At 73.2% G+C, this 11,841-nt stretch carries 11 protein-coding genes, 1 tRNA gene and 1 other RNA gene; 11 read left to right on the top strand and 2 right to left on the bottom strand.

All coding sequences use genetic code 11. The features are described 5' to 3' along the window. Genes eccB through FBY23_RS25155 form a run of 3 tightly spaced genes read left to right on the top strand, consistent with a single transcriptional unit; the run spans position 1 to position 3,775 of the window. Complete coding sequence (gene eccB, locus FBY23_RS25165) at positions 1–1,404, top strand: type VII secretion protein EccB (protein ID WP_141800643.1); 1,404 nt, start codon at positions 1–3, stop codon at positions 1,402–1,404. A 29-nt stretch (positions 1,405–1,433) separates the two neighbouring features. Beyond that, entirely contained in the window at positions 1,434–2,657 is a 1,224-nt protein-coding gene (locus FBY23_RS25160; RefSeq protein ID WP_141800642.1) for a S8 family serine peptidase, read from the top strand. After that, positions 2,657–3,775: a glycerophosphodiester phosphodiesterase family protein gene (locus FBY23_RS25155; protein WP_141800641.1), complete on the top strand. Its 1,119-nt coding sequence runs from the start codon at positions 2,657–2,659 to the stop codon at positions 3,773–3,775. The genes FBY23_RS25160 and FBY23_RS25155 overlap by 1 nt, the downstream gene beginning before the upstream one ends. Positions 3,776–3,839: 64 nt before the next feature. Here the strand turns inward: FBY23_RS25155 and FBY23_RS25150 are convergent. Next, positions 3,840–3,928 (bottom strand) — tRNA-Ser (locus FBY23_RS25150). Positions 3,929–4,010: 82 nt separating this feature from the next. Between FBY23_RS25150 and FBY23_RS25145 the strand changes: the two genes are divergently transcribed. Next, the gene (locus FBY23_RS25145) at positions 4,011–4,232 is read left to right on the top strand and encodes a hypothetical protein (protein WP_141800640.1); all 222 of its coding nucleotides are present in this window, start codon (positions 4,011–4,013) and stop codon (positions 4,230–4,232) included. A 47-nt stretch (positions 4,233–4,279) separates the two neighbouring features. Next, positions 4,280–4,370: signal recognition particle sRNA small type (ffs, locus tag FBY23_RS25140), an RNA gene on the top strand. A gap of 7 nt (positions 4,371–4,377) precedes the next feature. On the opposite strand, the gene FBY23_RS25135 is transcribed toward ffs, so the two are convergent. Beyond that, a complete protein-coding gene (locus FBY23_RS25135; RefSeq protein WP_141800639.1) occupies positions 4,378–5,448 on the bottom strand; it encodes a methyltransferase domain-containing protein in 1,071 nt (356 codons plus the stop codon). On the opposite strand from FBY23_RS25135, the gene FBY23_RS25130 reads away from it, so the two are divergent. The 6 genes from FBY23_RS25130 to FBY23_RS25105 all read left to right on the top strand — a co-directional run bounded on the left by FBY23_RS25130 (position 5,447) and on the right by FBY23_RS25105 (position 11,785). Next, positions 5,447–7,663: a DNA polymerase III subunit gamma and tau gene (locus tag FBY23_RS25130; RefSeq protein WP_141800638.1), complete on the top strand. Its 2,217-nt coding sequence runs from the start codon at positions 5,447–5,449 to the stop codon at positions 7,661–7,663. The two genes, FBY23_RS25135 and FBY23_RS25130, sit on opposite strands and share 2 nt — an antisense overlap. A gap of 56 nt (positions 7,664–7,719) precedes the next feature. After that, the gene (locus FBY23_RS25125; RefSeq protein WP_141800637.1) at positions 7,720–8,106 is read left to right on the top strand and encodes a YbaB/EbfC family nucleoid-associated protein; all 387 of its coding nucleotides are present in this window, start codon (positions 7,720–7,722) and stop codon (positions 8,104–8,106) included. Between the two features lie 15 nt (positions 8,107–8,121). Then, the gene (gene recR, locus FBY23_RS25120; RefSeq protein WP_141800636.1) at positions 8,122–8,718 is read left to right on the top strand and encodes a recombination mediator RecR; all 597 of its coding nucleotides are present in this window, start codon (positions 8,122–8,124) and stop codon (positions 8,716–8,718) included. Positions 8,719–8,726: 8 nt separating this feature from the next. Beyond that, a complete protein-coding gene (locus FBY23_RS25115) occupies positions 8,727–9,374 on the top strand; it encodes a DUF5063 domain-containing protein (protein WP_141800635.1) in 648 nt (215 codons plus the stop codon). An 81-nt stretch (positions 9,375–9,455) separates the two neighbouring features. After that, positions 9,456–10,736, top strand: a complete 1,281-nt coding sequence (locus FBY23_RS25110; protein WP_141800634.1) for an aspartate kinase — start codon at positions 9,456–9,458, stop codon at positions 10,734–10,736. 5 nt (positions 10,737–10,741) lie between these two features. Beyond that, entirely contained in the window at positions 10,742–11,785 is a 1,044-nt protein-coding gene (locus FBY23_RS25105; RefSeq protein WP_141800633.1) for an aspartate-semialdehyde dehydrogenase, read from the top strand. Positions 11,786–11,841 lie beyond the last annotated feature (56 nt).

The following is an 11,841-nucleotide window of genomic DNA, read 5'->3' as shown; positions in this document are numbered from 1 at the left end:
ATGGCCACCAAGAAGGACCTCGTCGAGGCCTACTCGTTCAGCCGCCGTCGCCTGGTGACGGCGTTCGTCTCCGGCGCGCCGGGCGGCCGCGAGGTCGAGCCCGCCCGCCCGGGCCGGATGATCGTGGGCGGCATCGCGCTCGCCGTACTCCTCGTCGCGGGCGCCGCCATCGCCGGTGCGCTGTCCGACCGGGCCGAGGTCGACTGGAAGAAGCCGGGCCTGGTCGCCGACGACCGCGGCGCGCTCTACGTCATCCTCGACGAGGACGCGGTGCCGGGTCAGCCGCGGGTGCGTCCGGTCATCAACGTGACCTCGGCCCAGCTGATCCTCGGCGCGAGCGTCGAGGCCCGCAAGGTGCCCGACGACGAGATCGCCGGGGTGCGCAAGGGGCAGCCGATCGGCATCCTCGACGCGCCCGCGACGGTGCCGGCGGTCAAGAATCTCGACGAGAGCGGCTGGACCTCGTGCACCGGGACGGGCCTCGGCATGCAGACCGCGGTCTCGGCGTTGCCCGGGGTGCGGCAGGTGCCGACCGACGGCTTCGTCGTGAAGTCCGCCGAGGACGGCAAGGTCTTCCTCATCGCCGAGGCCGACGTCCCGGGCGTCCCCCGGCGCGCCTACCGCTACCTGCTCCCCGACAACCAACCCCTCTTCGTCGAGCTCGGCATCTCGCCCAACGACGAGATCACCGTTCCCGACGCGTGGTTGGAGCTGTTCCCGCCGGGCGACCCGCTCGACGCCACCGGCCTCGGCATCGACGGTGTCGGACAGCCCGCCGTGGCGCCGGGCTACGACGGCGCGCGGGTCGGCGACTGGGTGCAGGCCAACAACAAGACCTACGCCTTCACCGCCGAGGGCTTCCTCGAGCTGACGCCGTTCGCGGCCGCGGTGCTGCGCACGACCTCCTTCGGCAAGAAGCAGCCGACCGAGATCCCCTATGTGGCGGGTGCGGCGTTCGACTTCGCCCCGGCGAGCACGGACGCCCGTGAGTTCTGGCCCGAGAAGGTCCTGAGCAGGTCGCTGCCCGCCACAGAGCAGGCGTGCGCCCAGCTGGTGACCGCGAAGGGCGAGCCCGCAGCCGCCCGCCTGGCGACCGCCCCCCAGGGCGACGCCAGCGCCGAGGGTGTCTCGCCCGGTGACCGCGAGGTCACGGTCGCGTCCGGCCAGGGAGCCGTGATCCGCTCGGCCGACTGGATCAGCAGCGACGAAGGCACGATCCACCTCATCGACGACCGCGGCTACAGCTACCCGGTCGCGAGCACCTTCGACCTCGAGCAGCTGGGCTACGCCAAGGTGCCGGTCATCGTGGTGCCCGACGTGTGGAACAAGCTGTTCGAGGACGGCCCCGAGCTCTCCCAGGACGCGGCGCTGTGCCCGCCGTCCAAGGACCAGTCGTGCGGCTAGGACACGGCCCAGGGCACGTCCCGGGACCTGTGCGCGCCGCCGCAGCGGCGCTGGCCGGCACCCTCGTCGGGCTGTCGGTCACACCCGCGATGGCGGCGGTGACCGCGACCTCGGCCGAGGCACCGGTCGGCGCGTCGTGCCTCGACGTCGACATGGCGACCACCGACCAGCGCACCGTCAAGGGCGACAACACGGCCAACCTCTCGCTCCACGTCGCCGAGGCTCAGGCCCTGGCGAGGAAGGCCGGTCGGCGGCCGGGCCAGGACGTGAAGGTGGTCGTCGTCGACAGCGGTGCAGGTGGCTTCAACAACCCCGGGCCGACCGACCTCCCGAGCGGCCACGGCATCGCCGTCGCGGGCATCATCGCCGGAGCCGACCAGAGCGAGCCCAAGATCGACGTCGGCATCGCGCCGGGGGCCGGGATCGTCGACAAGAGGTTCTACGACAGCCCGGAGCGCTCCCAGGAGGGAGAGAAGGTCCCGATGGCGGCGGACCTCGCCGCGGCGCTGGCCGACGTGGCGAACCGCCGGGCCCCGGGCGGCGACCTCGGCGGCCGGGTGGTCGTCGTCGTACCCACCCAGGTGCCGCACTCCCCGGAGCTCGAGGCCCAGGTCGACCGCCTCGTCGACACCGGTGTCCTCCTCGTCGCCGCGTCGGGTGATCGCCCCACCGGCGACAGCGGCTTCCCCGACGGCTACCAGGACGAGCCGAAGAAGGGCGAGGACGTCGCCGACCTGGTCTGGCCGGCCGCGGACCCGGGCGTCGTCGCGGTCGGCGTCTCGACGCCCGGCAGCTCCGGCACCGTGCTCCGCAGCTCCGCCATCGACCTGTCCGCGCCCGGCGCCGACGCGGTGTCGCGGGCCCGCAACGGCGGCTGGTGCGTCGTCGCACCCGCGTCGACCGCGTGGGCGGCCGCCCAGGTGGCCGGGGTCGCGGCGCTGGTGTGGTCGATGCATCCCGACGAGGACGCCGCGCAGCTGCGGACCCGGCTCGAGCAGACCGCCAGCGGCAACGGCGGACCGTCCAGCCCGATCACCGGGTACGGCGTGGTCCAGCCGGTCGAGGCGATCCAGCGCGACGTCGCCGAGATGGGTGCCGAGAAGAAGGTCCAGAACCAGCCGGCGCGGCCGCCACGCGCTGAGGCCGACGTGCTGGCGGGCGCCCGCCACGACGCCGTCTGGTGGGGACTCGGCGGGGGTGCGGCGCTCGTCGTGCTCCTCATCGTGCGCCCGCTCCTGTCCCGGCGGCGTTGATGCGGGCCGCCCTCGCGCTGGTCGCCCTGCTCGCCGGACTGCTCGGCGTGCCGCCGGCGCCGGCCGAGGCGGCGCAGCAGGGGGTGGTGCTCCGGGCACCCGACCACGCCCGCAGCGGTACGACGGTCCGCGTCGTCGTCCGTGTCCCGGCGTCGGGTCCGCGCCGGCGCACGGTCCGGCTGCGGGTGGCGACGTCGAGCGGCGTGCGGGTGCTGCGGGGACGGTCGGGGCGGGCCCGGGTCGCGCGCTTCGACGTACGTCTCAGGCAGCCGGGCGTGGTGCGGTTGCGGGCGCGGGTCGCCAAGCACGGCCGTCGTCCCGCGCTCCGCTCGCGGGCGCGCACGCTGCGGGTGTGGCCGGCGGTGACGCCCCAGGTGCTCGCGCACCGCGGTCGCAGCGCCGTGGCGCCCGAGAACACGGTGCCCGCGTTCACCGCGGCCACCGGCCACGCGTCCGGCGTCGAGACCGACGTACGGGCGACGTCCGACGGCCACCTGGTGCTCGTGCACGACCCGACGCTGCGGCGGACGACCGACGTCGCGAACGTCTTCCCGGACCGGGCCGACCAGCCTGTCGAGTCCTTCTCCTTCGCCGAGATCCGGCAGCTCGACGCCGGCGGCTGGTTCGGTGCCGGCTGGGCCGGCACCCGGGTCCCGGAGCTCGACGACCTGCTGCGCCAGGTCGCCGCCAGCGGGCTGGGCGCCCATCTCGAGCTCAAGCAGTCGAGCCCCGACTTCGTGCACCGCGTCGCGGCCGCCCTGCAGCCCTACCTGCCGTTGGTCGACTCCGGCCGGATCCGGTTCAGCAGCGCCGACCTGACCGGGCTCGAACGTCTCTCCCAGGTCCTCCCGACGGCTCGGGTCGCGCTCATCCGGTCCGTCGCGCCCGCCGACCTCGGACCGCTGGCCGGCAAGGTCGACGCGATCCACGTCGACGCCCCGACGATCGACCGCGCCCTCGTCGCCCGCGCCCGGGCGGCCGGGATCAGCGTCGTCGCCCGCACGACCGACGACCCCGCGACCCTGGCCGCGCTCGCCGCCGCCGGCTGCTGGGCCGTGATGACCGACGACCTCGACCTCGCCGGTGAGATGCTCGGCCCACCGCCGGCGGCCGGCTGACCCGGCCGATCCGGCTGAGAACGTCGAACGGCGCCGCGCTGCGCGCGACGCCGTCCGGTGCTGCTGGCGGAGCTGGGGGGATTCGAACCCCCGAGGGCTGTTAACCCAACCCGCTTTCCAAGCGAGCGCCATAGGCCACTAGGCGACAGCTCCGTGGGAGAGATTACCGGCAGATGGACGGCGAGGTGGAATCGGGACTCCCCTCGGGGCCACGCTGCCGACGTACCATCGCTGCATGACCGCGCGGGGCGACGACCCGGAGCCGTGGGCTCCCGTCGAGCACCTGCCTGCCGACGCGCAGCGGATGGGCCTCAACCGGCTGGTGCCGGACGGTGCGCTGCTCGAGCTCGCCGGGTCGCTCGACAGCTCGAAGCGCTCCCACCGGGTGGTCGCGTGGGTGCTGCTGGTCGTGATGGTCGCGCCGGTCCTGTTGACGGTGGTCAACATCCTGCGCTGACCACGGCGATGTGAGGCCCGCTCGGCTCATCCCCTAAAGTGGTCCGCAACCCCCCACGTGGCGGTATCTCACCCAACTCCCCCAGGGCCGGAAGGCAGCAAGGGTAAGTGAGCTCTATCGGGTGCGTGGGGGGCCTCTGCTTCTCCTAGTGCGGCCGGCGGGCGACGTAGAAGTAGTTGAACGGGTCGGTCCGGACCTCGCGCACGTCGACGTCGACCAGGCCGGCCTCCTCGAGCATCCGCACCGCGGTCTGCCGGCCCCACACGGTGCCGAGGCCGGCGCCGCCGTGAGCCAGGGAGACCGTCATGCAGTGCATCAGGCTCAGCGTGTAGAGGTAGGTCAGCCACGGCAGGCCGAGGTTGTTCTCGACGCCCGACTGGGCCTTGATGTCGACCATCAGGAAGGTGCCGCCGGGCCGCAACGCGGCGGCGATGCCGGCGAGCACCCGGTCGGGGAAGGCTTGGTCGTGGATCGCGTCGAAGGCGGTCACGACGTCGTACGCCGCCTCCTCCCCGAGCTCCGCGACGTCGCGGACCTCGAAGGTCGCGTTGGTCAGGCCCCAGGCCGCGGCTTCGGCGCGGGCAGCCGCGATCGCCTCGTCGCCGAGGTCGTAGCCGACGAAGGTGCTGGCCGGGTAGGCGCGGGCGAGCAGGTTGACCGCGTGCCCGGACCCGCAGCCGATGTCGGCCAGGGCGGCGCCGGCGCTCAGCTGCTCGTGCAGGCCGGGGACGGTCGGGACGACGACGTCGAGCAGGCCGGCGTCGTGGACGGCCGCGGCGTCGGCGGCCATCAGCTCGTGGAACCGGGGGAAGCGGTCGTAGCCCAGCCCGCCGCCGTGGCGGAAGCTCTCCCGCAGCTCGGGCTCCACGCCGGCGAGCATGGTGAGCATCTTGAGGCTGCGCGCGAGGTTGACCGGGCCGTCGGCCGGGGTGAGGCAGGCGGCGCGCTCGCGGGGGAGGGCGTAGTGGCCGGTGGCGGCGTCGTACGTCGCCACGTCGCCCGCGACGATGCCGTCCAGCCACTCGCGCAGGTAGCGCTCGTCGACCCCCGCTGCGGCCGCCAGCGTGGCCGGGTCGGCGGGTCCGGTGCGGGCCAGTACGTCGAGCAGGCCGAGCTCGTCGCCGATGCCCAGGAGCAGGCCCAGGGCGGCGTCCTCGCGCACCCGGACCATGCGCTTCTGGAAGGCCCGCGCCTCGTCCCGGTCGATCGTCGTCATGCCTGCTCGTCCTCTCCTTCGGGGGCGCCCGGAGGTGTCGGGCCCTGCGACTAGGGTGGCACCCGTGGACTCCCCGCTCGCGCTCTACCGCCGCTACCGGCCCGAGACCTTCGCCGAGGTCATCGGGCAGGAGCACGTCACCGAGCCGTTGCGGGCCGCGTTGGCCGCCAACCGGGTCAACCACGCCTACCTCTTCTCCGGCCCCCGTGGCTGCGGCAAGACGACGAGCGCGCGGATCCTGGCCCGGGCGCTCAACTGCGAGAAGGCGCCCGTCTCCGACCCGTGCGGCGAGTGCGACAGCTGCCGCGACCTGGCCCGCAACGGCCCCGGGTCGATCGACGTGATCGAGATTGACGCCGCCTCCCACGGTGGTGTCGACGACGCTCGAGACCTGCGCGAGAAGGCGTTCTTCGCGCCGGTCAAGAGCCGCTACAAGGTCTACATCATCGACGAGGCCCACATGGTCACCACGCAGGGCTTCAACGCCCTGCTCAAGCTCGTCGAGGAGCCGCCGCCGCACCTGCGGTTCATCTTCGCCACGACCGAGCCCGAGAAGGTCATCCCGACCATCCGCTCGCGCACCCACCACTACCCGTTCCGGCTGATCCCGCCGCGCCTGCTGACGTCGTACCTCACCGAGCTGTGCGACCGCGAGGGCGTCTCCATCGAGCCCGCCGCGCTGCCGCTGGTGGTCCGGGCCGGCGCGGGCTCCGCGCGCGACACCCTGTCCGTGCTCGACCAGCTGCTCGGCGGCGCCGGGCCGCAGGGCGTGACCTACGACCTGGCCAGCGGGCTGCTCGGCTACACCCCAGACACCCTCCTGGACGACGTGGTGTCGGCCTTCGCGGCCGGCGACGGCTCTGCCGTCTTCGGTGTGGTCGACAAAGTGATCGAGACCGGGCAGGACCCGCGCCGCTTCACCGAGGACCTGCTGCGCCGGCTGCGCGACCTCGTCATCATCTCCGCGGTCCCCGACGCCGCCGCGTCCGGCCTGCTCGACCTCTCCGGCGACCAGGCCGACCGACTCGTCGCCCAGGCCGCCGCGTTCGGCCGCGCCGAGCTGACCCGCGCCGCCGACCTGGTCGCCGCCGGGCTCACCGACATGCGCGGCGCCACCGCCCCACGGCTGCTGCTGGAGCTGATCTGCGCCAGGATCCTGCTCCCCGCTGCCGACCACACCACCGAGGGGGTGCTCGCCCGTCTCGACCGGCTCGAGCGTCGCGCCTCGATCAGCGGTACGACCTCCGCCGAGTCCGCGCCGGCCCCGGCCCCCGCCGCCGTCCCCGCCCAGGACCGGCCGGCGCCCTCCCGCCACGACCGGGCCGCGCCCGAGCGGGTGGAGGCTCCTGCCCCGGCCGCTCCCGCTGCCCCTGCTGCTCCCGCGCCGGTGCCCGAGATGGCGCCGAAGATGGCGCCCGAGCCGGTGCCGGTCGCGGCCGCCCCGCCGCCGTCCGCTCCCGAGCCTGTCGCCGCTCCTGCCGCTCCTGCCGCTCCTGCCGAGGAGCCGGCGGGCGGCAGCGGCCTGACCCTGATCGACGTACGCCGGCTGTGGCCCTCGGTCATCGACCGGGTCAAGAGCGTCAAGCGGGTCACCTGGATCCACCTCACCCAGAACTCCCAGGTCGTCGGGTTCAACGGCAAGGTGCTCAGCCTGGGCTTCCAGTCCGACGGTCCGCGCCGCTCGTTCGAGTCCGGCGGCCACGCCGAGATCGTCCAGCAGGCCGTCATCGACGAGATCGGCGCCGACGTCCGGATCGAGGCGATCGTCGACCCGGCCGCCGACCCCAACGCGCGCACCCCCGAGCCCGCCGCAGCCCCGGCCGCGCCCGTCCCGGCCGCGTCCGCCCCGGCCGAGGCCGACGCCGGCGGATGGCCCGCGGTCACCGCGCCCCCGCAAGCGGCTGCACCGGCCGCCCCCGCCGCAGCGCCCGCTCCAGCGCCCGCGGCCCCGACCGACGACCCGCCGCCATGGGCGACCGAGCCGCCGCCGGCCGACGGCCCGCCCGAGCCGGAGCCCGACCCCGAGCCGGGCGCCCGCCGCCAGATGATCGCCGACTTCCAGGCCCGGGCCGGCGCCGCCGTCGACGCGCCGCCCGAGGACCCCGACGCCGCCGTCGACTTCAACGACCGCGAGGTCGATGCCGAGTCCAGTGCCGAGCTCCTGGCCCGCGAGCTGGGCGCCCAGCTGATCGAGGAGACGCCGCGCGGCGACTGACCCGCCCGGCGCCCGACGTACCAGACCTTCCTCACCGACACCGAGAAGAGACCCACATGAGCCAGAACCCCTTCGACGCCCTCGCCGGTGGCGGCGGCCTCGACCTGGGCGCCCTGCTCCAGCAGGCCCAGCAGATGCAGGACCAGCTCCAGGACGCCCAGCAGCGCCTGGCCGAGACCACGGTCGAGGGCACGGTCGCGGGCGGTGCGGTGACCGTGACGGTCACTGGCGCCGGCGAGCTGACCGCCGTGCAGATCAAGCCCGAGGCGCTCGAGGGCACCGACGCCGAGGCGCTCGCCGACCTCGGTGACCTGGTCGTGGCCGCGTTCCGCGACGCCCGCACCAAGATCGACGAGCTCGCCGAGCAGACCCTCGGCCCGCTGGCCGGCGGGATGCCCGACCTGGGCGGCGGCCTGCCGTCGCCCGGCCAGCTCGGCTTCTGAGCGGGGGCCGCACCCTTGTACGAAGGCGTCGTCCAGGACCTCATCGACGAGCTCGGGCGGTTGCCCGGGGTCGGTCCGAAGAGTGCCCAGCGGATCGCGTTCCACCTGCTGCAGGCCGACCCGGCCGACGTACGCCGCCTCGCCGAGGTCCTGATCGAGGTCAAGGACAAGGTGAAGTTCTGCTCGGTCTGCTTCAACGTCGCCGAGGACGACCAGTGCCGGATCTGCCGTGACCCGCGCCGGGACCCGACGGTGCTGTGCGTGGTCGAGGAGTACAAGGACGTCGTCGCGATCGAGCGGACCCGCGAGTTCCGCGGCCGCTACCACGTCCTGGGCGGCGCGATCTCGCCCATCGACGGCATCGGTCCCGAGCAGCTCCACATCCGCGAGCTGCTGACGCGGCTCGGCGACGGCACCGTCGTCGAGGTGATCCTCGCCACCGACCCCAACCTCGAGGGCGAGGCCACCGCGACGTACCTCACGCGCATGCTCGGCCCCCTGGGGTTGCGCGTGACGCGTTTGGCCAGTGGACTTCCGGTGGGAGGAGACCTCGAGTACGCCGACGAGGTCACCTTGGGTCGGGCATTCGTGGGAAGGCAGACAGCGACATGAACGGGAACATGAGCGACAACAGCACCACCACCGAGCAGCTCCCAGGCCTCGCGGCACTGGAGGCGCTGATCGCGGTGGAGACCGAGACCGTGCGCTTCGCCGACGACATCGCGGCGTCCGTGCGGTCCTTCCTCGACGGCGTCAGGGTCGTCGCAGCCCAGGCGAGCGGCGGCCAGGCCGTGTCCCTGCTGCTGATCCAGATCAGCCAGATCGCGCTCACCGGCGCCCGGCTGGGCGTGCACCGCGACTTCGCGCCGCGCGACGAGTACCAGCCCGACGACGGTCCGGACCCCGACGACATCGACGAGTTGCGCCTCCAGCTGGCGACCCTGCTCGGGCAGCTCGACACCTACAGCTACGTCTTCGACCCCTACGCCCCCGAGATGGTCGAGGGCCTGCTCTCCGACGACCTGACCAGCATCGCGGCCGACCTCGCCGTCGGCGTGCGCCACTACGACGCGGGCGACGTCGAGGAGGCGCTGTGGTGGTGGCAGTTCTCCTACGTCTCCTCGTGGGGTGCGCTGGCCGGGTCGGCGATGAAGGCGCTGCTGTCGGTCGTGGCCCACGACCGGCTCGACGTGGACCTCGACACCACCCAGGAGCTGGCGCTGGTCGAGGCGGCGGCCGCCGTGCTGGACAGCGGCGAAAACGCCTAGCGCCCTCTCGTAGAATCGGGGGTGGCCCCGTCGTCGTGGCCTTTGCCCTTCCCCCGAGACCACCGCCAGGAGTGAGCCCCCGTGGGCATTGTCGTGCAGAAGTACGGCGGCTCGTCGGTCGCCGATGCCGCCGGGATCAAGCGCGTCGCGCAGCGCATCGTCAACACGAAGAAGGCCGGCCACCAGGTCGTGGTCGTCGTGTCCGCGATGGGGGACACGACGGACGAGCTGATCGACCTGGCCAACGAGGTCTCCCCGCTGCCGCCCGCGCGCGAGCTCGACATGCTGCTCACCGCGGGTGAGCGGATGTCGATGGCCGTGCTGGCCATGGCGATCCACGACCTCGGGCACGAGGCGCGCTCCTTCACCGGGTCGCAGGCCGGCGTGATCACCGACGCCGAGCACGGCCGGGCGAAGATCATCGACGTGACGCCGGGCCGCATCGAGGCCGCCATCGGCGAGGGCGCGATCGCCATCGTCGCCGGCTTCCAGGGCGTCTCGCAGACGACCAAGGACATCACCACCCTCGGCCGCGGCGGCTCCGACACCACCGCGGTGGCGCTCGCCGTCGCACTGAAGGCCGACGTGTGCGAGATCTACTCCGACGTCGACGGCATCTTCACCGCCGACCCGCGCATCGAGCCCCGCGCCCGCAAGGTGCCGCGGATCTCCTACGAGGAGACACTCGAGATGGCCGCGCAGGGCGCCAAGATCCTGCACCTGCGGTGCGTCGAGTACGCCCGCCGCTACGACATGCCCATCCACGTCCGCTCGTCCTTCTCCGAGAAGGAGGGCACCTGGGTCGTCAAGGCCGAGGATGTTGTTCAGGAGGGAAGCTCCATGGAAGCCGCGATCATCACCGGTGTCGCCCACGACCGCAGCCAGGCCAAGATCACGGTGGTCGGCGTACCGGACAAGCCGGGCGAGGCGGCCGCGATCTTCCGCGCCGTCGCCGACGCGCAGATCAACATCGACATGATCGTGCAGAACGTGTCGGCAGCCGCGACCAACCTCACCGACATCTCCTTCACGCTCCCCGCCGGCGAGGGGCAGACCGCGATGACGGCGCTGGACCGCCTCAAGGACTCGGTCGGCTTCGAGTCGCTGCTCTACGACGACAGCGTCGGCAAGGTGTCCATCGTCGGTGCCGGCATGAGCTCCTCGCCGGGCATCTCCGCGCGCTTCTTCGAGGCGCTCTCGGAGGCGGGCGTCAACATCGAGATGATCTCCACCTCGGAGATCCGCGTCTCGGTCGTCGTGGCCGAGACCCAGGTCGAGGCGGCCGTCAACGCCGCCCACGCAGCGTTCGACCTCGGGTCGGACGAGATCGAGGCCGTTGTCTACGGCGGAACGGGGCGCTGAGCGTCATGGGCATCAACATCGGAGTCGTCGGCGCGACCGGCCAGGTCGGCGTCGCCATGCGCCAGATCCTGCTCGAGCGGAGCTTCCCGGTCGACCAGGTCCGGTTCTTCTCCTCGCCCCGCTCGGCCGGCAAGGTGCTCCGGTTCGGAGACCGCGAGGTCGTCGTCGAGGACGCCGAGACCGCCGACCCGACCGGACTCGACGTCGCCCTGTTCTCCGCCGGCGCCACCGCCTCGCGCGCGCTGGTGCCCCGGTTCGTCGACGCCGGCGTGATCGTCGTCGACAACTCCTCGGCCTTCCGCAAGGACCCGTCCATCCCGCTGGTCGTCTCCGAGGTCAACCCGGAGGCGGCGGCCGAGGTGATCGCGGCCGGTCGCGGCATCATCGCGAACCCCAACTGCACCACCATGGCCGCCATGCCGGTGCTCAAGCCGCTGCACGAGGAGGCCGGGCTGGTCCGGCTGATCGCGTCGACGTACCAGGCCGTCTCCGGCTCCGGCATCGCCGGCGTCGAGGAGCTCGCCACCGGTGTCGCCGCGGCCGGCGACAAGGCCCGGGAGCTGGCCTACGACGGCGAGGCCGTCGCGTTCCCCGAGCCGGGCGTCTACAAGGAGACGATCGCCTACAACGTGCTGCCGTTCGCCGGCAACCTCGTCGACGACGGCCTGAACGAGACCGACGAGGAGCAGAAGCTCCGCAACGAGTCCCGCAAGATCCTCGGCATCCCGGACCTGCGGGTCTCCGGCCTGTGCGTCCGCGTCCCGGTCTTCACGGGCCACTCGCTGGCGATCAACGCCGAGTTCGAGCGGGCGCTGACTCCGGAGCGCGCGCGGGAGCTGCTCGCCACGGCTCCCGGCGTCGAGCTCGCCGACATCCCGAACCCGCTCGCCGCAGCCGGCAAGGACCCGTCGTACGTCGGCCGGATCCGCCAGGACCCCGGCGTCGACGGCGACCGCGGCCTCGCGCTGTTCGTCTCCAACGACAACCTGCGCAAGGGGGCCGCGCTCAACACCGTGCAGATCGCGGAGCTGATCGCCGCCTCCCGCTGACCCGGCACAAACGGGCGCCAGAATTGCGCCGACCCGGCAGAAGATGTCCTGAGCGA

Origin of the sequence: Nocardioides sp. SLBN-35, from assembly GCF_006715725.1 — a bacterium.
Classification (GTDB): domain Bacteria; phylum Actinomycetota; class Actinomycetes; order Propionibacteriales; family Nocardioidaceae; genus Nocardioides.
Note: the sequence above shows the minus strand (reverse complement) of the source record. Positions and strands in the feature narration are given on the sequence as shown.